At 69.8% G+C, this 26,107-nt stretch carries 16 protein-coding genes, 3 tRNA genes and 3 pseudogenes; 18 read left to right on the plus strand and 4 right to left on the minus strand.

Annotation, left to right across the window (positions count from 1 at the left end):
• The first annotated feature begins 65 nt into the window (after positions 1-65).
• The 18 genes and pseudogenes from B1L07_06685 (at position 66) to B1L07_06770 (ending at position 19,652) form a co-directional block, all read left to right on the plus strand.
• On the plus strand, positions 66-2,699 hold the full coding sequence (locus B1L07_06685; GenBank protein ID AUZ54836.1) for a translation initiation factor IF-2: 2,634 nt from the start codon (positions 66-68) through the stop codon (positions 2,697-2,699).
• 75 nt (positions 2,700-2,774) lie between these two features.
• Positions 2,775-3,167 carry a ribosome-binding factor A gene (locus B1L07_06690; GenBank protein ID AUZ54837.1) on the plus strand — a complete coding sequence of 131 codons (393 nt, stop codon included), beginning with the start codon at positions 2,775-2,777 and terminating at the stop codon, positions 3,165-3,167.
• 432 nt (positions 3,168-3,599) lie between these two features.
• On the plus strand, positions 3,600-4,511 hold the full coding sequence (locus B1L07_06695) for a tRNA pseudouridine(55) synthase TruB (GenBank protein ID AUZ54838.1): 912 nt from the start codon (positions 3,600-3,602) through the stop codon (positions 4,509-4,511).
• 184 nt (positions 4,512-4,695) lie between these two features.
• Positions 4,696-4,956, plus strand: coding sequence for a 30S ribosomal protein S15 (locus tag B1L07_06700; GenBank protein ID AUZ54839.1), 261 nt, complete (start codon positions 4,696-4,698; stop codon positions 4,954-4,956).
• Between the two features lie 145 nt (positions 4,957-5,101).
• On the plus strand, positions 5,102-7,210 hold the full coding sequence (locus B1L07_06705; protein AUZ54840.1) for a polyribonucleotide nucleotidyltransferase: 2,109 nt from the start codon (positions 5,102-5,104) through the stop codon (positions 7,208-7,210).
• Between the two features lie 237 nt (positions 7,211-7,447).
• Positions 7,448-9,837 (plus strand): annotated as a pseudogene (locus B1L07_06710) (transporter).
• Positions 9,838-9,840: 3 nt separating this feature from the next.
• Positions 9,841-10,500 (plus strand): biopolymer transporter ExbB, encoded by a 660-nt coding sequence (locus B1L07_06715; GenBank protein AUZ54841.1) that lies wholly within the window; start codon positions 9,841-9,843, stop codon positions 10,498-10,500.
• A 6-nt stretch (positions 10,501-10,506) separates the two neighbouring features.
• Positions 10,507-10,929: a biopolymer transporter ExbD gene (locus B1L07_06720; GenBank protein ID AUZ54842.1), complete on the plus strand. Its 423-nt coding sequence runs from the start codon at positions 10,507-10,509 to the stop codon at positions 10,927-10,929.
• On the plus strand, positions 10,926-12,671 hold the full coding sequence (locus B1L07_06725; protein AUZ54843.1) for a lipid A export permease/ATP-binding protein MsbA: 1,746 nt from the start codon (positions 10,926-10,928) through the stop codon (positions 12,669-12,671). The genes B1L07_06720 and B1L07_06725 overlap by 4 nt, the downstream gene beginning before the upstream one ends.
• The gene (locus tag B1L07_06730; GenBank protein AUZ54844.1) at positions 12,671-13,693 is read left to right on the plus strand and encodes a tetraacyldisaccharide 4'-kinase; all 1,023 of its coding nucleotides are present in this window, start codon (positions 12,671-12,673) and stop codon (positions 13,691-13,693) included. Before B1L07_06725 ends, B1L07_06730 begins: the two co-directional genes overlap by 1 nt.
• Positions 13,694-13,907: 214 nt before the next feature.
• A complete protein-coding gene (locus B1L07_06735; GenBank protein ID AUZ54845.1) occupies positions 13,908-14,681 on the plus strand; it encodes a 3-deoxy-manno-octulosonate cytidylyltransferase in 774 nt (257 codons plus the stop codon).
• A complete protein-coding gene (locus tag B1L07_06740) occupies positions 14,678-15,166 on the plus strand; it encodes a phosphotyrosine protein phosphatase (GenBank protein AUZ54846.1) in 489 nt (162 codons plus the stop codon). Before B1L07_06735 ends, B1L07_06740 begins: the two co-directional genes overlap by 4 nt.
• Positions 15,163-16,578 carry a hypothetical protein gene (locus B1L07_06745; GenBank protein ID AUZ54847.1) on the plus strand — a complete coding sequence of 472 codons (1,416 nt, stop codon included), beginning with the start codon at positions 15,163-15,165 and terminating at the stop codon, positions 16,576-16,578. The genes B1L07_06740 and B1L07_06745 overlap by 4 nt, the downstream gene beginning before the upstream one ends.
• Complete coding sequence (gene uvrC, locus B1L07_06750) at positions 16,575-18,494, plus strand: excinuclease ABC subunit C (protein AUZ54848.1); 1,920 nt, start codon at positions 16,575-16,577, stop codon at positions 18,492-18,494. Before B1L07_06745 ends, uvrC begins: the two co-directional genes overlap by 4 nt.
• Before the next feature lie 7 nt (positions 18,495-18,501).
• Positions 18,502-19,116, plus strand: a complete 615-nt coding sequence (locus tag B1L07_06755; GenBank protein ID AUZ54849.1) for a CDP-diacylglycerol--glycerol-3-phosphate 3-phosphatidyltransferase — start codon at positions 18,502-18,504, stop codon at positions 19,114-19,116.
• Between the two features lie 50 nt (positions 19,117-19,166).
• Positions 19,167-19,242, plus strand: a tRNA-Gly gene (locus B1L07_06760).
• Positions 19,243-19,425: 183 nt separating this feature from the next.
• Positions 19,426-19,501: transfer RNA gene (locus B1L07_06765), tRNA-Gly, on the plus strand.
• Positions 19,502-19,578: 77 nt separating this feature from the next.
• A tRNA-Cys gene (locus B1L07_06770) sits at positions 19,579-19,652 on the plus strand.
• Between the two features lie 830 nt (positions 19,653-20,482).
• On the opposite strand, the gene B1L07_06775 is transcribed toward B1L07_06770, so the two are convergent.
• From B1L07_06775 to B1L07_06790, 4 genes and pseudogenes are all read right to left on the minus strand, one after another.
• Positions 20,483-22,393 (minus strand): 1-deoxy-D-xylulose-5-phosphate synthase, encoded by a 1,911-nt coding sequence (locus B1L07_06775; protein ID AUZ54850.1) that lies wholly within the window; start codon positions 22,391-22,393, stop codon positions 20,483-20,485.
• Positions 22,394-22,934: 541 nt separating this feature from the next.
• Positions 22,935-23,599: pseudogene (locus B1L07_06780) on the minus strand (HNH endonuclease).
• Positions 23,600-23,686: 87 nt separating this feature from the next.
• Positions 23,687-25,476: pseudogene (locus B1L07_06785) on the minus strand (acyl-CoA dehydrogenase).
• Positions 25,477-25,513: 37 nt separating this feature from the next.
• Positions 25,514-25,990 carry a hypothetical protein gene (locus tag B1L07_06790; GenBank protein ID AUZ54851.1) on the minus strand — a complete coding sequence of 159 codons (477 nt, stop codon included), beginning with the start codon at positions 25,988-25,990 and terminating at the stop codon, positions 25,514-25,516.
• Positions 25,991-26,107 lie beyond the last annotated feature (117 nt).

Genomic DNA, 26,107 nt, shown 5'->3' on the forward strand with positions numbered 1-26,107 from the left:
AGGGCGTAGACTCCGCGCTGCCTTCGTCCGTATCGAGGGGGCGCCAACAAGATCATAGGATCCGAATGTCGCAGCAAACCACCATCCGCAAGCTCGCCCAACTGGTCAACACGCCGGTGGAGAAACTGCTGGAACAGCTGGCCCAGGCCGGCATGAAGTTCAGCGGTCCCGACCAGGTCGTGACCAGCGCCGAGAAAGTGAAGCTGCTCGGTTTCCTTCGCCGTTCCCACGGCAAGGACGAGCAGGTCGCCGACGAGGCTGACGCCGCGCCGAAGAAGATCACCCTGAGCCGCCGTACGCAGCAGGAAGTGACCGTCAACGCCGGCCGCAGCAAGACCACGGTCAACGTCGAGGTGCGCCAGAAGCGTACCTACGTCAAGCCGGCCGCCGGCGCGCCGATGGATGCGGATGCCGAGCGCGCCGAGATCCTGCGCAAGCTCGAGGAGTCGCGCCAGCGCAATCTCGAGGAGCAGCGCATGCTCGCCGAGAAGGACCGCGCGCGCGCCGAGCAGATCGCCCAGCAGAAGGCGGCCGAAGAGGCCGAGCGACTGCGTGCCGAGGCCGAGCGCAAGGCCGCCGAGGAGGCCGCGCAGGCCGCCAAGGCGCCGCCGCGCGCCGCCGAGGACGAGGATGACGAGCCGGTGGTGAAGAACGTGCGCCATGCGCCTTCGCCGAGCCGTCCGCACGCCGTGCGCGACGATCGCGCCGCGCATGCCAAGCCGGGCAGCAAGGCGCGTGGCCCGCAGTCGTCCGACGACAATGGCGGCAACCGCTTCGGCGGCCAGCTGCACCTGTCGCCGTCCGACCGCGCGCGCCGCGGCGGCAACAACAGCAATTCCCGCGGCCGTCCGGGCGCGCGCGCGCCGCAGGGCCGCCGTGGCGCCGAGCAGTCGCGCGGCGGTGGTGGCAACCATGGCTTCGAGCGTCCGACCGCGCCGGTCGTGCGCGAGGTCGCCATCGGCGACACCATCACCGTGGCCGACCTGGCGCAGAAGCTCGCGCTGAAGGGCGGCGAAGTGGTCAAGGCGCTGTTCAAGATGGGCGTGATGGCCACCATCACCCAGTCCATCGACCATGACACCGCGGCGCTGGTGACCGAGGAACTCGGGCACAAGGCGGTACGTGCCGGCAACAACGATGCCGAGGACGCGCTGCTGGCCATCACCGATGCCGACCAGGGCGACGCCGTGCCGCGTCCGCCGGTGGTCACCATTATGGGCCACGTCGACCACGGCAAGACCTCGCTGCTGGATTACATCCGCCGCACCAAGGTCGCCAACGGCGAAGCCGGCGGCATCACCCAGCACATCGGCGCGTACCACGTGGAAACGCCCAAGGGCGTCATCAGCTTCCTCGACACCCCCGGCCATGCCGCGTTCACCTCGATGCGTGCCCGCGGTGCGCAGCTGACCGACGTGGTGGTGGTGGTGGTGGCGGCCGACGACGGCGTCATGCCGCAGACCCGCGAAGCCATCCAGCACGCCCGCGCGGCCAACGCGCCGATCGTGGTGGCGATCAACAAGATCGACAAGTCGTCCGCCGATCCGATGCGGGTCAAGAACGAGCTGCTCGCCGAGCAGGTCGTGGCCGAGGACTTCGGTGGCGACACCCAGATGGTGGAGATCTCGGCCAAGACCGGCCAGGGCATCGACGACCTGCTGGATGCGATTTCGCTGCAGGCCGAAGTGCTGGAGCTGAAGGCCGTGGCCGAAGGCCGCGCCAGCGGCGTGGTCATCGAATCCTCGCTGGACAAGGGCCGTGGCCCGGTCGCGACGGTGCTGGTGCAGCAGGGTCAGCTCAAGAAGGGCGACTACCTGGTGTGCGGCATCCAGTACGGCCGCGTGCGTGCGCTGTTCGACGAGACCGGCCGCCAGGTGGCCGAGGCCGGCCCGTCGATCCCGGTGCAGGTGCTGGGCCTGTCCGGCGTGCCGGATGCCGGCGACGACTTCGTGGTCGTCGACGACGAGCGCCTGGCCAAGGACGTGGCGCAGCAGCGCGAGACCAAGCGCCGCGAGTCGCGCCTGGTCGCCAGTGCCGGCAGCCGCATGGAAGACATCATGGCGCAGATGGGCAAGGGCGAAGGCCAGCAGGTGCTGAACCTGCTGATCAAGGCCGACGTCCAGGGTTCGGTGCAGGCGCTGAGCCAGTCGCTGGTGGGGCTGTCCAACGACGAGATCCGGATCAACGTGATCCACTCCGGCGTGGGCGGCATCACCGAATCGGACGCCAACTCGGCGGTGGCCTCCAAGGCCACGGTCATCGGCTTCAACGTGCGTGCGGACGCTTCGGCCCGTCGCATCATCGAATCCAACGGCGTCGACCTGCGCTACTTCTCGATCATCTATGACGTGATCGACCAGGTGAAGCAGGTGGCTTCGGGCCTGCTGGGCGTGGAAATCCGCGAAGAGATCATCGGCATCGCCGAGGTCCGCGACGTGTTCCGCAGCTCCAAGTTCGGCGCGGTCGCCGGCTGCATGGTGGTCGAGGGCGTGGTCAAGCGGAACAAGCCGATCCGCGTGCTGCGCGACAGCGTGGTGGTGTTCGAGGGCGAACTGGAATCGCTGCGCCGCTTCAAGGAGAACGTGGACGAGGTCCGCAACGGTACCGAGTGCGGTATCGGCGTGAAGGCCTACAACGACGTCAAGGCGGGCGACCAGATCGAGTGCTTCGAGCGCATCGAAGTGCCGCGCACCCTGTAATGACGCCGTACCGGCCGGCCCGCGCGACGCGGGCCGGCCGCGTTTTCCCCGCAACAACCAGACGAGCGAGATTCCGTGCCCAAGACTTTCCACCGTACCGACCGAGTTTCCGCGCAGATCCGCCGTGATCTGGGCACGCTGGTGCATGCCGCCGTGCGCGAGCATGGCCTGCCATCGGTCAGTGTCTCGGACGTGGAGGTCACCCGCGACATGGCCCATGCCAAGGTGTTCGTCACCGCGCTGATGCCGGAGCGTTCGGTCGAGGCGGTCAAGGGCCTGCGCGAACTGGCCGGCGAGCTGCGCATGGGCCTGGCCCGGGCGATGAAGCTGCGCCACGTGCCGGAGCTGCATTTCCATTACGACGATTCGGTGGACCGCGGCGAACGCATCGACAACCTGCTGCGCGACCTGCCGGATGTGCAGTCGGCGCAGCCCGGCACCGATGGCGAGGAAGGCGAGAAGGCCTGAGCGTTCGAGCATGTGTCGTCTCCCGGCGGTAAGTATCCTCCGGGGGATGGATGCGAGCGAGGCGGGCGGGACCGAACCGGGCGGTGTTTCGCGGCCGCGGCAGCCCATGGCGCAAGCGGCTGGTTCCGCTCACGCGCAAGGAGCGGGTAGCTTTTCTTCGCCAGTGCAGAGACAGATAGTCCAGAGCGGTGCTCTGCCATTGCTGGCTGGCAAGCACGCCCTGCCAGCGCGCCCGGCGTGTTGCGCGCCACGGGCCGCTCCGCCGCATCCGATTGCCCGCCGGGACATCCGTGTCTCTTCCAGAACCGGTGCCATCCCTGCGTGCCGGCCAGCGGGTTTGTCCGCGGCTGGGTCGCTGCGGAAGGACGCCCCAAGATCCAAGGCCGCAAGGCCACTGCAACCGCAGCAACAAGGCAGACCGAGGCAGAACTAATGCGTCCCCGTATCCAATTCCGCCGCCTGGATGGCATCGTCCTGCTCGACAAGTCTGCCGGCATGAGCTCCAACACCGCGCTGCAGGTGGCACGGCGGCTGTTCCGTGCCGAGAAGGGCGGGCATACCGGCAGTCTCGACCCGCTGGCCACCGGGCTGCTGCCGCTGTGCTTCGGCGAGGCAACCAAGATCGCCGGCCTGCTGCTGGGCTCGGCCAAGGCCTATGACGCGCAGATCGCGCTGGGCACGACCACCGATACCGACGATGCCGACGGTGCGGTGTTGCGGCAGCGTCCGGTCCCGGCGCTCGACGCGCAGGCGCTGCGCCAGGCGCTGGCGCCGCTGATCGGGCACATCCGCCAGCGCGCCCCGATCTACTCGGCGCTGAAGCAGGGCGGCGAGCCGCTGTATGTGAAGGCGCGCCGCGGCGAGGCCATCGAGGCGCCCGAGCGCGAGGTCCACGTACAGGCGATCGAGGTCCTGGACCAGCAACCTGAATGGCTGCGGCTGCGGGTGACCTGCGGCTCGGGCACCTATATCCGCAGCATCGCCCGCGACCTGGGCGAAGCGTTGGGCTGCGGTGCCCACATCACCGCACTGCGGCGGCTGTGGGTGGAGCCGTTCCTGGCGCCGCGCATGATCGGCCTGGACGCGCTGCGCGAGCTGGCCGAAGCCGGTGACGACGCGGCGCTGTTGGAATGGCTGCTGCCGCTGGAGGCAGGGCTGGGCCATTTCGGCCGGGTCGAGCTGGATGCCCCGCGCGCGCAGCGCTTCTGCATGGGCCAGCGCCTGCGGGATCCGGCGTGGCCGCGCGGACAGGTGGCGGTGTTCGCCGACGACGGCAAGGCCCTGGGGCTGGGGCAGGTGGATGCGGCCGGCATGCTGGCGCCGCAGCGCCGTTTCAACCTCTGACCCGTTGCGCCCGGCAGGGGCGCCGATACAGGTTGCGCCTTGTGGCCGCAGGCGCGGATCGTTACAATTCTGCGGCCCTTTGCCGGGCACCGGTCCGCCGTCGGCGGGCCGCCTTCCTTAAACGGCGAGCTGCGCGGTGCGTCATCAGCACGTTCCTGCCGGCCACGCATCCAGAGAAAACATCATGTCGATCGACACCCAGAAAGTTATTGAAGACAACAAGCGCGGCGCCAACGACACCGGTTCGCCGGAAGTCCAGGTGGCCCTGCTGACCGCCCGCATCGAGCAGCTGACCGAACACTTCAAGGTCCACAAGAAGGACCACCACAGCCGCCGCGGCCTGCTGCAGCTGGTCAACCGCCGCCGCAGCCTGCTCGACTACCTGAAGAAGAAGGACGTCGAGCGCTACAAGGGCCTGATCGAAAAGCTTGGCCTGCGTCGCTAAGCAACAATCCCCCGCGGCGCAGCGATGCGCCGCGGTTTTGTTTTTGCAGTTCAGCAACATCTCCAGGGCCGGAACTCCGGCCGCCCGCCGGTGACAAGGGTCGCCGACGGTCCATTCGCAGACAGCATCCCCAAGGACACCCTCCGTGGCAAAAATCACCAAAACCTTCCAGTACGGCAAGCACACTGTCACGCTTGAGACCGGCGAAGTCGCCCGCCAGGCCAGCGGCGCCGTCATCGTCAAGATGGACGACACCGTGCTGCTGGTCACTGCCGTCGCCGCCAAGAGCGCGCGCGAAGGCCAGGACTTCTTCCCGCTGACCGTTGATTACCAGGAAAAGTTCTACGCCGGTGGCCGCATCCCGGGTGGCTTCTTCAAGCGCGAAGGCCGCGCCACGGAGAAGGAAACGCTGATCTCGCGCCTGATCGACCGTCCGATCCGCCCGCTGTTCCCGGAAGACTACAAGAACGAAGTGCAGATCATCGCCACGGTGATGTCGCTGAACCCGGAAGTGGACGGTGACATCCCGGCCCTGATCGGCGCCTCGGCGGCGCTGGCACTGGCCGGCACCCCGTTCAAGGGCCCGATCGGCGCCGCCAAGGTCGGCTACAAGAACGGCGAGTACATCCTCAACCCGACCGTGTCGGAGCTGAAGGAATCGCAGCTGGAACTGGTCGTTGCCGGTACCGCCAACGCCGTGCTGATGGTCGAGTCCGAGGCCGCGCTGCTGTCCGAGGACGTGATGCTGGGCGCGGTGACCTTCGGCCACCGCGAGATGCAGAAGGTCATCAACGCGATCAACGAACTGACCGTCGAAGCCGGCACCAAGCCGAGCGACTGGGTCGCCCCGGCCAAGAACGAGGCGCTGATCTCGGCGCTGAAGGAAGCCATCGGCGGCAAGCTGGCCGACGCCTTCCAGGTGCGCGACAAGCTGCAGCGCCGCGACGCCATCGCCGCGATCAAGAAGGACGTGACCGAGCAGCTGGCCGGCCGCGTCGCCGCCGAGGGCTGGAACCCGGCCGAACTGGCCAAGGAGTTCGGCGAGCTCGAGTACCGCACCATGCGTGATTCGGTGCTGGACACCAAGGTCCGCATCGACGGCCGTGCCCTGGACACCGTGCGCCCGATCACCGTCAAGGCCGGCGTGCTGCCGCGTACCCACGGCTCGGCGCTGTTCACCCGCGGCGAGACCCAGGCCATCGTGGTCACCACCCTGGGCACCGCCCGCGACGGCCAGATCATCGATGCCGTCTCCGGCGAGTACAAGGAAAACTTCCTGTTCCATTACAATTTCCCGCCGTACTCGGTGGGTGAGTGCGGCCGTTTCGGCGCGCCGAAGCGTCGCGAGATCGGCCACGGCCGCCTGGCCAAGCGCGGCGTGCTGGCGGTGATGCCGACCATCGAGGAATTCCCGTACACCATCCGCGTGGTGTCGGAGATCACCGAATCCAATGGTTCCTCGTCGATGGCCTCGGTGTGCGGCTCCTCGCTGGCGCTGATGGATGCCGGCGTGCCGGTCAAGGCGCCGGTGGCGGGTATTGCCATGGGCCTGGTGAAGGAAGACGACCGTTTCGTCGTGCTGAGCGACATCCTGGGTGACGAAGACCACCTGGGCGACATGGACTTCAAGGTCGCCGGTACCTCCGAAGGCGTGTCCGCGCTGCAGATGGACATCAAGATCGAAGGCATCACCGAAGAGATCATGAAGCAGGCGCTGGAGCAGGCCAAGGCCGGCCGCCTGCACATCCTCGGCGAGATGGCCAAGGCGCTGACCGCGCCGCGCGAGGAGCTGAGCGATTACGCGCCGCGCCTGCTGACCATCAAGATCCACCCGGACAAGATCCGCGAAGTGATCGGCAAGGGCGGTTCGGTGATCCAGGCGATCACCAAGGAAACCGGCACCCAGATCGACATCCAGGACGACGGCACCATCACCATCGCCTCGGTGAACAACGCCGCCGCGCAGGAAGCCAAGCGCCGCATCGAGCAGATCACCTCGGACGTCGAGCCGGGCCGCATCTACGAAGGCAAGGTCGCCAAGATCATGGACTTCGGTGCGTTCGTCACCATCCTGCCGGGCAAGGACGGCCTGGTGCACGTCTCGCAGATTTCCAGCGAGCGCGTGGAGAAGGTCGGCGACAAGCTGAAGGAAGGCGACGTGGTCAAGGTCAAGGTGCTGGAAGTGGACAAGCAGGGCCGCATCCGCCTGTCGATGAAGGCCGTCGAGGAAGGCGAGGGCACCCCGGCCGAATAAGCCCGGGTACCTGTGCTGCATCCGGAAAAGCGGGCCTCTGGCCCGCTTTTCTTTTGCGTGGTTTCCGCGGCGGCGTTTTCCTGCAGGCCCGACGCTGCGGGCTGGCCCAAGCCACGGCACGGCATTTCCTGCATCGTGGATGCGTGACCGGCCTACGGCGGGCGCGCTATCGCCCGGGCAGCATGGGGGCGGGCTGGCGGAAGGGGATGGGCCGTGTGCAAGCGACGCCGCGACTGGATTCGGGCGCTGCGCCCTGCCACCGGTACGCGGGCTTGCCCGCGCTTGGGCAAGGCTGCCGCGGCCTGCTTTCTGGCCGGCGTCGGCATGATGCTGTGGATGCCGGGGTTGCCGCCGCCCGGGGTGCGCTGGAGCGCGCTGCTGGCCGGGCTGGCACTCTGGGCGGCGGGCCGTGCACCGTGCTGCGGGGCGTTGCTGGCAGGGGCCGGCTGGGCGGCGCTGCAGGCCGGCTGGGCGCTGCAGGCGCAGTTGCCGCCGGCGCTGGAGCGCAGCGTGGTGTCCGTCGCCGGCACCGTGGCGTCGCTGCCGGAAGTGGAGTCCAGGCGGACGCGCTTCCGGTTCCGGGTCGACGGCGACGCGGCCCAGCCTGACGCGCTGCGCGGACGGCTGCTGCAGTTGGCCTGGTACGACGATTTCGGGAGCACCCAACCGGGCCCCGGTTGGCGCTGCAGGCCGGCGCCCGCTGGCGGTTCCAGGTGCGGGTGCGGGCCCCCGCGGGCTCGCCAACCCCGGCGGGTTCGACGCCGAGCGCAATGCATTGGCGCGGCGGATCGCCGCTACCGGGCTGGTGGTGAGCGGCAGCGGGCGGCGACTGGCGCCCCCGCGTGGGATCGATGCCTGGCGCGAACGCATCGCCGGGCGGATCGACGCCGCCATCGAAACCCCGGCCTCGCGCTACGTACGAGCGCTGGCCGTGGGCGATACCCGGGCGCTGGACGAGGGCGATTGGCACATGCTGCGCGCCACCGGCCTGACCCACCTGATCGCGATTTCAGGCTTCCACGTCGGCATGGTCGCCGGCTTCATCGCCCTGGCCGCCTCCGCGGCCTGGTGGTTGCTTCCCTGGCTGGGGCGGTATTGCCCGCGTTCCCATGCCGCGGCCCTCGCCGCGGTGGCCGGGGCCGTCGGCTACGCGGCCGTGGCCGGTTTCGCCCTGCCCACGGTGCGCACGGTGCTGATGGTGGCTGTGGTGGCACTGGCCAGGCTGTGGCGCCGCCCGGCCAGCGTTTTCGGTGCGCTGGCGCTCGCCGCGCTGCTGGTGCTCGGCTGGGATCCGCTGGCGATGCTGACCGCCGGGTTCTGGCTGAGCTTCGCCGGCGTGGCCTGGCTGGCCTGGTGCCTTCCGGAACGCATGCACTGGCTGCGTGGCTTCCTGTCCGCGCAGTCGGTGGCAACGATAGGGCTGTTGCCGCTGACCGCGGTGCTGTTCGACCAGGCTTCGCTTGCCGGCCCGCTGGCGAATCTGCTGGCAATCCCGTGGTGGAGTCTGGTGGTGGTGCCGTTGGCACTGTTGGGGACGGGGCTGGAGGCGCTGCTGGCGGGGCCGGCAGCGGGCCGTGGCGCGCCTCGGCCTGGTGCTTCGAGCTGAGCTGGTCCGCGCTGTCGTGGCTGGGGGGCAGCCGCTTCGCCCTGTGGTGGCTGCCGGAGGCGGCCGGTCCCGCGCTGCCGCTCGCGCTGGCCGGCGCGGGCTGGCTGCTGCTGCCGCGTGCGATCCCGGGCAAATCACTGGCACTGCTGCTGTGGTTGCCGCTGCTGTGGCCGGGGCGCGAGCTTCCGCGGCATGGCGAGGTCGAGCTGGTGCTGCTCGACGTCGGCCAGGGGCTGTCGGTGCTGGTGCGTACCCGCGGCCACCGCCTGCTCTATGACGCCGGGCCGGCGGTGCACGACGGTTTCGACGCCGGTGCGCGGGTGGTGGTGCCGGCGCTGCGCGCCCTGGGCGTGGGGCGGCTCGATGCGGTGGTCGTCAGCCATGGCGACAACGATCACGCCGGCGGCATCGCCGCCGTCCACACGGCGCTACCGGTCATGGCCTGGCATGCGCCGCCGGGCATGCAACCGTCGATACCGTCACGTCATTGCGTCGCCGGCCTGCGCTGGCAGTGGGATGGCGTGCAGTTCGAATACCTGCATCCGCCTGCCGGCTTTCCGTACCTGCGCAACGAATCCAGTTGCGTGCTGCGGATACGTTCCGCTCATGGCGCGATGCTGCTGGCAGGGGATATCGGCGAGGTCATCGAGGCCGGCCTGGTGCGTCGGCAGCGCCCGGCGCTGCGGGCCGAGGTGGTCGTGGCCCCGCACCATGGCAGCGCCGGCTCGTCCCGGCCGGGATTCGTGGCGGCCACCGGGGCGCGCCTGGTGCTGCTGTCGGCCGGGCACGGCAACCGTTTCGGCCATCCGCGGGCGGAGGTGGTCGAGCGCTGGCAGGGGGCGGGGCCGAGGTGCTGGCGACGCCGGCGAGCGGCGCGGTCAGGGTCTGGCTGGGGGCGCAGGGCCTGCAGGTGCGTGAGCGCCGGCCGTGGCGTCGTCGCCTGTGGGATGCTGCTGGGCGGGCGCGGGCGGCTGTTATCCTATCGGCGGATGAAAAGACGGCTGTCGTGCCGGAGGGTTGAAACGTGTGGGAACTGGTCAAGGCCGGCGGTTGGCCGATGGTGCCGCTGCTGCTGTTGGGCGTACTGGCTTTGGCGATTGTCCTGGAGCGCTTCTGGAGCCTGCGGCGTAACGAGGTGCTGCCGCCCGGGCTGGGGCAGGAAGTGCGCAACTGGGCCGCGCGCGGCAAGCTGGACGCTTCCCACATCGAATCGCTGCGCGCGAACTCGCCGCTGGGCGCGCTGCTGGCCGCGGCGCTGGAAGCCCGCAACCGCCCGCGCGACCAGATCCGCGAGCGCATCGAGGACACCGGCCGCCACCTGGTGCACCGGATGGGGCGTTACCTCAACGCGCTGGGTACCATCGCATCGGCCGGCCCACTGCTTGGCCTGCTCGGCACGGTGATCGGCATGATCCAGATGTTCCTGGGCATCCTCGACCATGGCGTGGGCGACGTGAACCAGCTGGCCGGCGGTATCGGCAAGGCCCTGGTGTGCACCGCCACCGGCATGATCGTGGCCATCCCCGCGCTGATGTTCCACCGCTATTTCCGCGCGCGCGTGGACGGTTACGTGATCGAGATGGAACACGAAGCCGGCGCGCTGCTGGATACCCTGGACGGCCGCCCTGCGGTGATGGCCGCGGCCAGGCCGGCCGCGCAGGCAGCGGCAGTGGCCAAGGCCTGACCCCGCATGCGCATCCGCAACGACCGGGCCCAGGAAGAGCCGCATATCGATCTGGTGCCGCTGATCGACGTGATCCTGGTGCTGATCATCTTCTTCGTGGTCACCACCACCTTCGACGCACGCTCCACCCTGCAGGTGCAGCTGCCGACCGCCAGCGACCAGCGCAATGCCGAGCCACCGCGCTCGCTCAGCGTGCTGGTCAATGCCGATGGCCGTTATTTCATCAACGACCGCGAGGTGCTGCGCACCGACGTGGAATCGGTGAAGCGGACCATCGTCCAGGTCGCCGGCGATGACCGCGGGCAGACCGTGCTGCTGCGCGCCGACGCGCGCACGCCGTACCAGGCGGTGGTCACCGTGCAGGACGCCCTGGGGCAGCTCGGCTTCCGCCGGATCGCCATCGCCACGGCACCGGAGGTGCAGCGATGAGCCTCAGCGAAACACCCTGGCAGACCTACCGGCGCCTGCTGGGGTTCGCGCAGCCCTACCGCGGGCTGCTGATGATGGCCGCACTGGGCATGCTGATCGAGGCCGCGGCCGGTGGTGGCTTCCTCATGCTGATGAGCCCCATCACCAACAACCTGGTGAATCCGAAGGACATCAACGGGTGGATGCCGCTGGCCATCATCGGCCTGTTCCTGCTGCGCGGCATCGCCGGTTACCTGACCGACATCGGCATGGGCAGGGCCGCGCGCAGCATCGCCCGCGACCTGCGCGTGCGGGTGCTGGACAAATACCTGCACCTGCCCGGACTGCAGTTCGATACCGAGCCGGTGCCGTCGATGCTGGTGCGGCTCGGTTCGGACAGCGACCAGGTGGCGCAGGCCGCGGTCGACGCCATGAAGGTGGTGCTGCAGCAATCCCTGCAGGTGCTGGTCTCGCTGGCGGCGATGCTGTGGTACAGCTGGCAGGTGACGCTGGCGATCTTCGTGCTGGCGCCGCCGCTGGCGTGGGTGATGAACAAGGTCGCCAAGCGCTACCGGCGCATCAGCCACCGCATCCAGGAGAGCGGGGCGGAACTGCTGCAGGCCGCGGACCAGACCCTGTCCAGCCACCAGGAGGTGAAGATCTACGGTGCGCAGCGCAGCGAGCTGGCGCGCTACGGCGGCCTGGCCGACACCAACCTGAAGCTGGCGATGAAGGTGGAAGCCACGCGCAGCATCTCCTCGGCGATGGTGCAGTTGATCGGTGCGGTCGGCCTGGCGTCGCTGCTGCTGATCGCCGGCCACGAGGCCGCCGCCGGGCGCCTGTCGGTGGGCAACTTCGTGTCGATGATGCTGGCGATGATGACGATCATCCCCGCGCTCAAGCAGCTGACCAACGTGCAGAACATGACCCAGCGCGGCATCGCCTCGGCGCAGCGCCTGTTCGTGGTGCTCGATGCCCAGGACGAGCCAGACGCGGGCACGCGCGGGCTGCAGCGGGCCGAGGGCCTGCTGGAATTCCGTAACGTCACCGCGCGCTACCCGGGCCAGGCCCGGCCGGCGATGGAGGGCGTCAGTTTCGTCGCCCGTCCCGGTACCGTGACGGCGATCGTCGGCCGCTCGGGCAGCGGCAAGTCGACCCTGATCAAGCTGATTCCGCGTTTCTACGAGCCCGAGTCCGGGCAGATCCTGCTCGATGGACATCCCGTGCAGGAGTACCGCCTGGCCGACCTGCGCCGGCAGATCGCGCTGGTCGGGCAGCAGGTTGTGCTGTTCGATGGCAGCATCGCCCAGAACATCGCCTACGGCGAACTGCAGGGCCGCAGCGCCGAGCAGTTGCAACAGGCCATCGCCGGCGCCAACGCGCGCGAATTCGTCGACCAGCTGCCGCAGGGCGTGGATGCCCAGGTCGGCGCCAAGGGCGGGCGCCTGTCCGGCGGCCAGCGCCAACGCCTGGCGATCGCCCGCGCCATGCTCAAGGATGCGCCGATCCTGATCCTGGACGAGGCCACCGCGGCACTGGACAACGAGTCCGAACGGCTGGTGCAGGATGCGCTGCAGCGGCTGATGCCCGACCGCACCACGCTGGTGATCGCGCACCGCCTGTCCACCATCGAACACGCCGACCAGGTGCTGGTGATGGACCAGGGGCGGATCGTCGAGCGCGGCACCCACCAGGAGCTGCTGGCGCTGGGCGGGCTGTACGAACACCTGTACCGGATGCAGTTCCGGGAAAGGCAGGTCTGATGGCCGGCAAGGGAACGCAGACGCCGCCATGGTGGTATGACGGCGCCCCGGTGCCGTGGACGGCCCGCCTGCTGGCGCCGCTGTATGCCGCGGTCGCCGGCCTGCGCCGCGGGCTGTACCGCCGCGGCTGGCTGCGCGGCCGCCAGGTGCCAGTGCCGGTGATCGTGGTCGGCAACATCACCGCCGGCGGCACCGGCAAGACGCCGCTGACCATCGCGCTGGTCGAGCGCCTGCGCGAGGCGGGCTGGAAGCCGGGCGTGGCCAGCCGCGGTTACGGCCGCGACGATGCCGGCAGCGCCCGCTGGGTCACCCCGGAACTGGCGCCGGAACTGGCCGGCGACGAGCCGCTGCTGATCGCCTGGAAGACGGGCGTGCCGGTACGCGTGGACCGGGATCGCGTCGCCGCGGCGCGGGCGCTGCTCGAGGCCGGCTGCGACGTGGTGGTCTGCGACGATGGCCTGCAGCACTACCGGCTGGCGCGCGACATCGAGATCGAAGTGGTCGATGCGCAGCGGCGCTACGGCAACGGCCTGCTGATGCCGGCCGGCCCGCTGCGTGAACCGGTGGCGCGGGCGCGCGACTGCGATTTCCGGGTGGTCAACCTGGGCCAGGCCAGCGATGCCGGTGAGGTCCCGCCGGGGGCCGGGTTCGGTGAATGGACGATGCGCCTGCGCATCGACAGCGCCCGCCCGCTGCGTGGCGGGCGCGAGCGTTCGCTGCAGGGTTTCGCCGGGCAGCGGGTGCATGCCGTGGCCGGCATCGCCCATCCGCAGCGCTTCTTCCAGATGCTGCGCACCCGCGGCATCGGCGTGGTGCCGCATGCGTTCGCCGACCACCACCGCTACCAGGCATCGGACCTGTTCTTCGGCAGCGAGCTGCCGGTGCTGATGACCGAGAAGGACGCGGTGAAGTGCAAGGCGTTCGCCACCGACTGGCACTATGCGGTGCCGTTGCAGGCCGAACTGCCTGCGGCGTTCTGGGTCGCGCTGCTGGACCGCCTGGGCAAGCTGGCGCGGGCGTGATGCGTGCGCCGCGCGCGGCGGCGCCGGTGCAGGCCGCCGGCGGGCAGGGCTGGCGTGCGCGGCAAATGCGAACCCGGTCGAAGCCTGGCCATGCGGGCGTACGCCGCGGTGGTGGCAACGCTTATCCTCAGCGGCGATCTCCGTCCCCGCGCGGGCATGCGCGTCGCGCCGTGCGGGGCCATCCAGTGCAGCCCGGAGCGGGCAAGGAGTACAGATGAACGCGGTTCCTGAATTCGTCGTGGCGATCCCGGCGCGCCATGCGTCCACCCGCCTGCCCGGCAAGCCCCTGGCCCTGCTGGCCGGGCAGCCGATGGTCGTGCACGTGGCGCGGCGCGCCCTGGACGCCGGCGCGCGCGAAGTGTGGGTGGCCACCGACGACCGGCGGATCGCCGACGCGCTCGATGGCCTGGACGGCATCCGCGTGGCAATGACCCGCGATGACCATGCGTCGGGCACGGACCGGCTGGCCGAATGCGCGCGCCACGCCGGCTGGGACGAGCAGGCCATCGTGGTCAACCTGCAGGGCGACGAGCCGTTCGCGCCGACGGCCGGCATCCGCGCGGTGGCGGCGACGCTGGCGGCCAGCGAGGCGCCGATGGCGACCCTGGCCACGCCGGTGGAGGACGCCGCGACCCTGTTCGACCCCAACGTGGTCAAGCTGGTGCGCAACGCGCGGGGCGATGCGCTGTACTTCAGCCGCGCGCCCATTCCCTGGCACCGCGACGCCTTCGCCCGCTCGACCGCGCAGTTGCCGCAGGCGCAATGGCTGCGCCATATCGGCATCTACGGCTACCGCGCCGGCTTCCTGCAGCAGTTCGCGGCGATGCCACCGGGAACACTGGAGCAGATCGAGTCGCTGGAACAGCTGCGGGTGCTGGAGGCGGGCTTCCGTATCGCCGTGGCGCTGTCGCCGGAGCCGTTCCCGCCGGGCATCGATACCCCGGAAGACCTGGCGCGTGCCGTCGCACGGCTGGAGGGCGCGCGTTGAAGCTGCTGGTGGTGTGCCTGGGCAACATCTGCCGCTCGCCGATGGGCGAGGGCGCCCTGCGCGCGCGGATCGCGCGTTCGCCGCTGGCCGGGCGGGTCGAGGTGGACTCGGCGGGGACCGCCGGCTGGCACCGCGGCAAGGCGCCGGATCCGCGGGCGGTGGCCTGCGCGCGCCGCCACGGGGTGGACATCTCCGGGCTGCGCGCGCGCCAGCTGCAGCCCACCGACTTCCTCCGCTTCGACCACATCCTGTGCGCGGACCCGGACAACCTGGAGCAGGCCCGGGCGCTGGCGCCGCCGCAGGCGCGCGCCAGGGCCGCCTTGCTGCTGCCCTGGGCCGGGGGCGCCAGCGCCAGCGCGGTACCCGATCCCTATTACGGCGGCGAGGCGGATTTCGAGCACAGTTGGGCGCTGCTGGAGGCGGCGGCCGAGGCGGTGGTCAGGCGCCTGTCGGCCGCGCCCGACTCCGGCATAATCGGCCCATGAACGCTCAGCCTGCGATGGATCTTCCCAAGTCCGGCATCTGGCTCAATGCGGCGCCGTCCACGTTGCAGGACCACGCCGGCCGCCCGTTGGTGCTGGCCTTCGTCAACGCCGCCTCGGTCTGGTGCGTGCAGCGGCTGCTCGAGGTGCTGCAGTGGCAGGCGCGCAACCCCGGGCGCGTGCAACTGCTGGTGGTGCAGGTGCCGCGCTTCGATTTCGAACGTGAGCCGCAGCCGGCGCTGAAGCTGCTGCGCCGGCATGGCGTCGGCGCACCGATCCTGCTCGACGCGCAGTGGGAAACATGGCGCCGTTTCGGCATCGAGGCATGGCCGACGCTGCTGCTGATCGATGCCCAGGGCCAGGAACGCGAGCGCCTGGTGGGCGCCGCCGGCGACCTGGAGCGCAGCCTCAACGCGCTGTGCGAAGGACTGGCGCGGCCTGCCGACGAGGACCTGCGCGCGGTTGCGGAAACCAACGTGGAACCACGCCTGCCACTGCGCTTCCCCGCTGGCCTGGCGGCCAGCGCCGACCGGCTCTATGTCGCCGATACCGGCCACCACCGCATCCTCGAATGCACCCATGGCGGGCGCGTGCTGCGCCAGTTCGGCGTCGGCAGCGCGGACCTGGTCAACGGGCCGGCGGCCGAGGCGGCGTTCAACCGGCCGCATGGGTTGGCGCTCGAGCGCGAGATGCTCTACGTCGCCGATACCGGCAACCATGCCGTGCGCCGCATCCACCTGCCGAGCGGGCAGGTCGACACCCTGTGCGGCACCGGCCGCGCCGGCGATCCGGTAGCCGGCGTGCTGGCGCAGCCCTGGGACAGTCCGCTGAGCCACCCGCTGGACATCGCCATCGCCGACAACCAGCTGCATATCGCCATGGCCGGTGACAACCACATCTGGAGCTACGACCTGGGCATCCGCGCGCTGCGCTGGCGCGCCGGCGCCGGTGCGCTGGAAGTGCGCGACGGCGGTGGCCATCTGGCCGCGTTCGCCCAGCCCTGCGGCGTGGTGGCGGTGCAGCAGGTGCTGTATGTCTGCGACGCGCTGGGGTCGGCGATCCGCTCGGTGCAGCTGCGCGGCGACGTGGTGCAGACCCTGGTGGGGCAGGGGCCGTGGGAGTTCGGCAATACCGACGGACCGCGCGCCCGCGCGCACCTGCAGTATCCGCAGGCCATCGCGATGGGCAGCGAATCGCCGCTGCTGTGGATCGCCGACGCCGGCAACGGCTGCCTGCGCATGCTGCGCCTGGGGGGCGGTGACCTGACCACCGTCAACCTGCCGCGGCGCCTGCACGGCCCGGCCGCGCTGGCAGTGGCCGCCGGCGCGGTGTGGATCGCCGAGACCGATGCCCATGCGATCCTGCGGTTCGATCCGGTCAGCGGCGAACTGGGCCACGTGCCGATCGAGGAATGAGCGGCACGGTGACAAGCGGGTTCGACGGCCGGGCGTACGCGGCGGCGCTGAGTACCGCGCCGGGCGTGTACCGCATGTACGCGGCCGACGACACGCTGCTGTACGTGGGCAAGGCCGGCGCGCTGCGCAAGCGCGTGGGCAGCTATTTCAACGGCTCGCCGAAGAGCCGGCGCATCATGATGATGCTTGCGCAGGTGGCGCGGATGGACGTGACCGTCACCCGCACCGAGGCCGAGGCGCTGCTGCTCGAGAACCAGCTGATCAAGTCGCTGGCACCGCGCTACAACGTCTCCCTGCGCGACGACAAGACCTATCCGCAGGTGCTGCTCACCCGCGAGCAGTGGCCGCGCATCGCCCTGCATCGCGGTCCGCGCTCGGTGCCGGGACGCTATTACGGGCCGTATCCGGGCGTGGGTGCGGTGCGCGAGACGCTGAACCTGATGCACAAGCTGTTCAAGCTGCGCAGCTGCGAGGACAGCGTGTTCCGCAACCGCTCGCGGCCCTGCCTGCAGTACCAGATAGGCCGCTGCAGCGCGCCGTGCGTGGAGCTGGTGGCGCAGGCGGAGTACGACGAATCGGTACGCCGCGCGGCGTTGTTCCTCGAAGGCCGCAGCGACCAGCTGGCCGATGAACTGGTGCAGGCGATGCAGCAGGCCAGCGACGCCCTGGAGTTCGAGCGCGCCGCGCGCCTGCGCGACCTGGTCGCCTCGCTGCGCAGCATGCAGAACCGGCAGTACGTGGACGGCCGCGCCGCCGACCTGGACGTGCTGGCCTGCGCGACGCAGGGCGCCAGTGCGTGCGTGCTGCTGCTGGCCTTCCGCGATGGCCGCAACCTCGGCACGCGCGCGTTCTTCCCGCGCACCAACGGCGAGGACAGCGCCGAGGAAGTGCTGGGCGCGTTCGTGTCGCAGTACTACGCCGAGCACGCGCCACCGCCGGAAGTGCTGCTGGACCGCGAAATTCCCGACGCCGGGATGATCGAGGCGGCACTGGCCAGCGCCGCCGAGCGCAAGGTGGTTCTGAAATGGAACGTGCGCGGCGAGCGTGCCGGCTATGTCGAACTCGCCAGCCGCAACGCGCAGATCAGCCTGGTCAGCGAGCTCGACAGCCGTGGTGCGCAGCATGCGCGCAGCGAGGCGTTGCGGCAGATGCTGGGCCTGGCCGAACCGGTCCGGCGCGTGGAGTGTTTCGACATCAGCCACACCATGGGCGAGGCCACGGTGGCGTCGTGCGTGGTGTTCGACGCGGCCGGCCCGGTGCGCGCGCAGTACCGGCGCTACAACATCAGCGGCATCGAGCCCGGCGACGATTACGCGGCGATGCGCCAGGCCATCGACCGCCGGTTCCGGCGCGCGCTGGAGGCCGCGGAGATGGCGGCGCCGGACGCCGATGCCAGCGACGGCGGGCGTTCCCGCGCCGCGTCGCGCAGTGGCGACCTGCCGGCCTTGCCGGACGTGCTGCTGATCGATGGTGGCGCCGGGCAGCTCGCGCAGGCGCAGGCCGCGCTGGCCGACCTGGGGGTCGAGGGCGTGCTGCTGCTGGGCGTCGCCAAGGGCGTCGAGCGCCGCGCCGGCCACGAGGCGCTGGTGTTGCCCGACGGGCGCGAGATCCGCCCGGGCGCGGCGTCGCCGGCGCTGCAGTTCATCCAGCAGGTGCGTGACGAAGCGCACCGTTTCGCGATCACCGGGCACCGTGGACGCCGGCAGAAGGCGCGCATGACCAGCCGGCTGGAGGATATTCCCGGCATCGGCCCGCGGCGCCGCGCCAGCCTGCTCAAGCATTTCGGTGGACTGGCCGGGCTGAAAGCGGCCGGCGAGGCCGAGATCGCGCGCGTGGAAGGCATCAATGCCGCCCTTGCAACGCGCATCTACGCTAACCTTCACGGACTGTCGATCCCGGATCCGGCAGCGGAGTAAAGCTGTAATGACCCTGACCGTACCCACCTGGCTGACGTTGCTGCGGATCGTGATGATCCCGGTGCTGGTGCTGGTGTTCTACCTGCCGTACACGTGGACGAACTTCGCGTCGGCCGCGGTGTTCGGCCTGGCGGCGATCACCGACTGGCTCGATGGCTGGGTCGCGCGCCGCTACCAGATGCATTCGGCGTTCGGCGCCTTCCTCGACCCGGTGGCCGACAAGCTGATGGTGGCCGTGGCGCTGTTCCTGATCGTGCAGGGCCACCCGACCGCATGGATGGCGTTCTGGGCCGCGGTGATCGTCGGTCGCGAGATCGCGGTATCCGCGCTGCGCGAGTGGATGGCCGAGATCGGCCAGCGCGCCAAGGTGCGGGTGGCGATGATCGGCAAGATCAAGACCACCGCGCAGATGATCGCGCTGCTGTGCCTGCTGTACTCGGTATCGCCCAACACGCCGGTGACCGACATCTGGCTGGGCGGGCCGATATTCCACATCGGCGACTGGATGCTGGCGATCGCCGCGCTGCTCACGCTGGTGTCCGCCGTGCAGTACCTGCGCGCGGCCTGGCCGAGCCTGCGCGAGGACGAAATCGCCGCGCGCTCGCAGTCGAAAAAAAGATGAAACAGGGCTGTTGACAGGTAGGCGATTGCATGTAGAATTTCGCCTCCCAAGCGGGAATAGCTCAGTTGGTAGAGCGCAACCTTGCCAAGGTTGAGGTCGCGAGTTCGAGTCTCGTTTCCCGCTCCAAGTCGATGAAGCTTCCGGGTTTTCAACGGAGCTGAATCAGGGAATTCACCTCATGTAGATCGACGCGATCAGCTGATTGCAGGCGGTATGCGGGGAAGCTGGAAAGCTTCCCGGAAGCGTGAAGAAAGTTGTTAAAAAGGCTGGCGCAATTCCTACGAAGTCTGTAGAATGCACGGCTCCCAAGCGGGAATAGCTCAGTTGGTAGAGCGCAACCTTGCCAAGGTTGAGGTCGCGAGTTCGAGTCTCGTTTCCCGCTCCAGATTACGAAAAGGCCCGCGAGCGGGGTTTTTTCATATCGGGAAGAGGTTTTTCTTCCTGTACGATCGACAAGATTGTGGCCTGGTAGCAGAGTGGTTATGCAGCGGATTGCAAATCCGCGTACGCCGGTTCGATTCCGACCCAGGCCTCCATTTGAAGCCCTGATGATTCAGGGCTTTTTCTTTTTCTGGATTCGCAGCGCGCCGGGTGCCGGAAGTGTGCGCCGGTGGCGCGCGCGGTCGGCAGCTCGCGATCAGTGCCATTTGCCGTGCCGTCGCCGGGCGCGTGTGCCGCCGTCATCCACGGCGCACAGGATCGCGCGCGGGCGGCGCCACCAGTCGGCCCTTGTGGCACCGCGCGGCGCCTGCTGTCCGCGCATGCGCTGAAGCGCCCGGATGCGGCCCGACGACCGTGAGCGCGGCCTTTGCCGCGGTGGTTTCAGTGCGGCGCACGCGCTCCGCGACTGCGCCCGTGGCGACAGTCAGCGTCGTGATCCTGGTGTTGACGGCCGCGCACAACGTGCCAACGGTGCCGGCGGGATGCTCGTCCCACCACGGCAACCGGCCGCGGCAATCAGGAGACCGTCATGACCCAGCAGCGCGACCAGAACCCGAAGCAGAACGTCGGGCAGCAGAACCCGGACAACCCCAACCAGAAACAGCAACCCGGGCAGCAGGATCAGGGCCAGCAGCGCAAGGCGCCGGGCCAGGGCAACGACGAAGAAGAGTAAGCCGCAGCGTTGCGCCAGCGCGCATGCAACCCAGGCCCGGCCATCACACTGATGGCCGGGCCTTTTCGCGGGTGTGCTTGGCGCCAGGCCGGTACGCGCGCCGGCAGGAGGCAGTCGGGAAACGCGGGAAACGGCGGTGCCTGCGCACCCGTGGAAGGCCGCGACGGAACGCCGGGAGCCCGCCGCCTGCGCAGGCACCGGCTCGTCCCGCTGCCGGCAGGGCAACGGGTGCGCGCATCCAGAGGACGTCAGTCAGCCGGCTACGCTCAGCGGCGCGGTGGTGCCGCGCACGTCCGGCCAGCGCCGCAGGATCGCGTCGCGGATGCCGGCCGCATCGATGCCGGCTTCGGCCAGCAGGTCTTCGCGGCTGGCATGGTGCTGGAAGCTGTCCGGCAGGCCCAGGTGCAGCACCGGCAGCACCACGGCCTCGGCGTTGAGCAGTTCGGACACGCCCGAGCCGGCACCGCCGGCGACCACGTTGTCCTCGACGGTGACGAAGCCTTCGTGGGTGCGGGCGAGGTCGAGCAGCAGGGCGCGGTCCAGCGGCTTGACGAAGCGCATGTTGACCACGCTCAGGCCCAGTTCGCGCCCCACCTGCTCGGCGGCCGCGACGGTCGAGCCGAAGGCCAGGATGGCCAGGCGCTGGCCCTGTGCGCGCAGCTGCGCCTTGCCGATCGGCAGGGTGGACAGATCCACGCCGGGCGCGACCCCCGGGCCGGTGCCACGCGGGTAGCGCACCGCCGCCGGTCCACGGTATTGCAGGCCGGTGCTGAGCATCTGCCGGCACTCGGCCTCGTCGGCCGGCGCCATCACCAGCATGTTCGGCACGCAGCGCAGGAAGCTCAGGTCCAGGTTGCCGGCATGGGTGGCGCCGTCCGGGCCGACCACGCCGGCGCGGTCGATGGCGAACAGCACGTCCAGGTCCTGGATGGCGACGTCGTGCACCAGCTGGTCGTAGGCGCGCTGCAGGAAGGTGGAATAGATCGCCACCACCGGCTTTGCGCCCTGGGTGGCCATGCCCGCGGCCAGGGTCACCGCGTGCTGCTCGGCGATGGCCACGTCGAAGTAGCGCTGCGGGTACTCCCTGCTGAAACGCACCAGGCCCGAGCCCTCGCGCATGGCCGGGGTGATGCCCATCAGCTGCGGCTCGGCGGCGGCGGCATCGCACAGCCAGTCGCCGAACACGTCGGTGTAGGTCGGCTTCTTCGGCGCGCTCTTGGCCGGCAGGCCCTTGCTCGGGTCGAACGGGCCGACGGCGTGATAGCCGATCTGGTCGCCCTCGGCCGGCTCGTAGCCCTTGCCCTTGGTGGTCATGATGTGCAGCAGGTGCGGCCCCTTCTTGCCCTTGAGGGTCCTGAGGGTGGACAGCAGCAGCGGCAGGTCGTGGCCGTCGATCGGGCCGGTGTAGTGGAAGCCCATCTGCTCGAACGCGGTGGACGGCACGAACATGCCCTTCCACTGCTCCTCCCAGCGCTTGACGAAGCGCGCCGGCGGGCTGTGGCGCTTGTCGCCGAGGATCTTCTTGCCGCCCTCGCGCAGCGCGTTGAGGGTACGGCTGGCGGTGGCGCGGCCGAGCATCTTGGTCAGCCCGCCCACCGCCTCGGAGATGGACATGTTGTTGTCGTTGAGGATGACCAGGATGTTGGGCTCCTCGTCCATGCCGCCGGCGTGCGCCAGCGCCTCGAACGCCATGCCCGCGGTCATCGCGCCGTCGCCGATCACCGCCACCATGCGGCGCTCGTCGCCCTGGCGCTGGCGCGCGATTGCCATGCCCAGCGCCGCCGAGATCGAGGTCGAGGAATGGCCGACGCCGAACGTGTCGTACTCGCTTTCCTCGCGCTTGGGGAACGGCGCCACGCCGTCCTTCTGCTTGACCGTGTGGATGGTGTCGCGGCGGCCGGTCAGGATCTTGTGCGGGTAGGTCTGGTGGCCGACGTCCCACACCAGCTGGTCGACCGGGGTGTCGTAGAGGTAGTGCAGGGCGACGGTGAGTTCGATCACGCCCAGCCCGGCGGCGAAGTGGCCGCCGCTCCGGCCCACGGATTCGATCAGGTAATCGCGCAGCTCGCCGGCGACCGCGGTCAGTTCGGTTTCCTCGAACGTGCGCAGATCGTGCGGGGTCTGGATGCGCGACAGGCGCGGATAGCGGACGGAGTCGATCATGTTCTTCGCGTTTCAGCTGGACCGGTATTTTCGCCCCCATTCCGGGGTGGGGCAAGCAAACCACCGGTGGCGTGGGCCGCCGATGACGGCTTCCGCGGCAGGAGTGCGGGTGGGGTTCAGCTTGCGCCGTGGCGGCGCTCGCCCGATGCGTGTGCGCTGGGTGCTTGGGCCTGGCGATGGCACGCCGCGGTGCGCGGGTGGTGGCCGTTTCAGGCACTGGGACCGCGAGGGGTGCATGCGTTCGGTGCCTGCCTGGGCCTGCGGCAACGGCGTCGGGTCGGCCAGGAACGGGGTGCGGTCGTGACATGCGCGGGCGGGAGCACACGTCCATGTATGCCCGCGCGACACGCGGGCCGCACATCAGTCAGAGCGCAAGGCGCCGGTGCTGCGTCGCGGTGCCTGCCCGGGGCGCCTCAGGGGCAACGCCCTCGGGCGCGGTGCGGGTGAACGGACGCTGGCGCGCGTCGCGGGCGGGCGAACGCGTCGATGAATCCCCGCACGCTGGACATGTCCGGCAGTCGTGCACCGGCACCGCGCCGGCTCAGGCGCTGCGGCGCGGGGCCTTCTTGGGCAGCTGTGCCTGCAGGAACGCCATCTGGTCGGCCAGGATGTTGCGGTTGGACAGGATCAGGTGCTCGATCCAGCTCGGCCGGTACGGCACCGCCAACAGCGGCATGTTGGCCTGCTGCGGGGTGCGGTTGCTCTTGCGCGAATTGCACTGGAAGCAGGCGCTGACCACGTTCTCCCAGATGTCGCGGCCACCCTTGGACAGCGGCATCACGTGGTCGCGGGTCAGGTGCGGGCGGCTGAACTGCTGGCCGCAGTACAGGCACAGCTGGGCGTCGCGGGCGAACAGCGCGGTGTTGGTGAGGTTGGGGTCGGGTCGATGGCGCGCGAACGGGCATGGCCGCGCGAGGCGATGATCGGGTGCAGGTCCAGGCCGCTGCGCAGGCCGCTGGCGCGGTTGATGGCGCCGTGCACATGCAGGCAGGGGTCGCCCAGGGTCCAGGCCACCGCGCCGCGCGCGTAGAGGCAGGACGCTTCCTGCCAGTTGATCCAGTCGAGCACGCGGCCGTGCGCGTCCAGCGACAGCAGGCGCACGGAACCAAGGCGGTGCAGGGAGGGCGGGAGCGAAAACTCCACGTCCGGAGCGGATGCGGCGACTCCGGTATCGATCAGACCACGCGGTGTAGTGTCTGTCTCCATCGGGAAAACAGCTTATACACGAAGCGTGACAATTTGTGTAAACCCGGCCGCCATCGACGATGGCGGCCGGGCCGGGCCGGGCCGGGCTCACTCGCCGAAGCGCGCGGCGTCCATGGCCATCAGCGGCGCGGCGCCGCTTTCCATGCTGGCGGCATGGGCCAGGGTGCGCGGCAGGATGCGCGCGTAGTAGAAGCGCGCGGTTTCCAGCTTGGCCTGCTTGAAGGCGTCGGGATGGGCCGATGCCTGCGCCGCGGCTACCGCGCGCGCCCACCAGTAGGCCAGGGCGACGTAGCCGCTGTAGAACAGATAGTCCCAGCTGGCCGCGCCCAGCTCCTCGGGATTGGCCGCAGCGCGCTGCAGGACGCTGCGGGTCAGCGTGCCCCATTCGTTGGCCCGGGCGCCGAGCACCGGCAGGAATTCGGCGACGGCGGGATTGTCGCCGTTGGCGGCGATGAACGCCTGGATCTCGGCCAGGAACAGCTTCAGCCCCGCGCCCTGCGACAGGGCGGTCTTGCGCCCGATCAGGTCCAGCGCCTGGATGCCGGTGGTGCCTTCGTACAGGGTGGTGATGCGGGCGTCGCGGGCCAGCTGCTCCATGCCGTGCTCGGCGATGTAGCCGTGGCCGCCGAAGCACTGCTGGGCGTTGTAGGTGCACTCGATGCTCCACTCGGTCAGGCAGGCCTTGACGATGGGCGTGAGGAAACTGACCAGGGTCTCGGCATCGGCGCGCACCTGTGCGTCGCCGGCGCTCTGCGCGGCGTCGAGCTGGGTATAGGCGTGCGCGGCCAGCAGCCGCCCGCCTTCGGTCAGCGCCTTGATCGACAGCAGCATGCGCCGCACGTCCGGCTGGGCGATGATCGGGTCGGCCGGCTTGTCGGCCAGCTGCGCGCCCTTCGGCGCGCGCGACTGCAGGCGCTCGCGGGCGTAGGCCAGGGCGCCCTGGTAGGCGCGCTCGGACTGCGCCAGGCCCTGGATGCCGACGCCGAGGCGGGCGGAGTTCATCATCACGAACATCGCCTGCAGGCCCTTGTGCGGCTGGCCCACGAGGTAGCCCTGGGCGCCGTCGAAGTTCATCACGCAGGTGGACGAGCCGTGGATGCCCATCTTGTGTTCCAGCGCGCCGCAGCGCAGGGCATTGCGCTCGCCCATCGTGCCGTCGCGGCCGACCTTGTACTTGGGGGTGACGAACAGCGAGATGCCCTTCGGCCCGGGCGGGGCGTCGGGCAGCTTGGCCAGCACCAGGTGGACGATGTTCTCGCTCAGGTCGTGCTCGCCGGCGGTGATGAATATCTTGGTGCCGGTGATGGCATAACTGCCATCGGCGTTGGGCTCGGCGCGGGTCTTGAGCAGGCCCAGGTCGGTGCCGGCATGCGGCTCGGTCAGGCACATGGTGCCGGTCCAGTTGCCGGCCACCAGCGGCTTCAGGAAGGCTTCCTTCTGCCAGTCCTCGCCGTAGTGCTTGAGTGCCTCGACCGCGCCGTGCGACAGCATCGGGAACAGGCTCCAGGCCAGGTTGGCCGAGGACACCATCTCGCTCAGCGCCATGCCAGGGTTTCGGGCATGCCCTGGCCGCCGAACTCCGGCGCGGCGGTCAGGCCGGTCCAGCCGCCGTCGACGAACTGCGCGTACGCTTCCTTGAAACCGGGCGCGGTGGTGACCTCGCCGGTGGCCTTGTCCAGCGTGCAGCCGTTCTGGTCGCCCACTGCGTTGAGCGGCGCCAGCACGCTGGCGCTGAAGCGGCCGGCTTCCTCCAGCACGGCGTCGATGACGTCGGCGCTGGCGTCGGCGTGGCCCATCGCGGCGAACAGGGACTCGGCCTTGAGCACGTCGTGCAGGGCGAAGCGGAGGTCGGTAACGGGTGCCTTGTAGTTGCTCATCGGTGCGATCTCGGATGAAACGGAAAGGGGAGGCGGATCAGCGCAGCACGCCGGGCAGGCCCGGCGCCTGGTTCAGGGTGTTGCGTGCGCTCACCTCGAAGCTGCGCTGCTTTTTTTCTTCCGGGGTGGCCTTGACCGTGCCCTCCAGCTCGTAGAACAGCGAGCGGCCGCCGGCCAGGGCGTCGGCCACGACGATGCGCGCCGGCGAGGCCGGCTGCAGGCGGACCTTGATCACGTCGGCCGATTCCGGGCCGATCGACAGCCCCGGGGTGGCGGCCAGGGTACCGGCGGCCTGGTCACCGACCTTGATCCGCAGGGCGACGTCGTCGAAGCGCATCGGCATCGAACTGTAGTTGCGCAGCCGCAGCTCGACTTCCCAGCTGCCGTCGTTGGCGACGGTGAGCTGCTGGATGCCGGCGGCGGGTTCGGAAACCCGCTTCACCATGCCGCCGCCGCACGCGGCCAGGGCGAGGCTGAGAACTGCGGTCAGGACGTACTGTGGGCGAAAACGCATACTGCTCGGTCCTCGGGATCCGGAGGGGTTGACCAAAGGATACTACGCCGTATGGCGGGCATGGCCGGGGGGCGAAGGTGCGGCCGATGGCGGAACTTCCGCGCAGGCTCATCTAGG

The sequence above is a fragment of the Stenotrophomonas acidaminiphila genome (genome assembly GCA_002951995.1).
GTDB classification, from domain to species: Bacteria; Pseudomonadota; Gammaproteobacteria; order Xanthomonadales; family Xanthomonadaceae; genus Stenotrophomonas; species Stenotrophomonas acidaminiphila_A.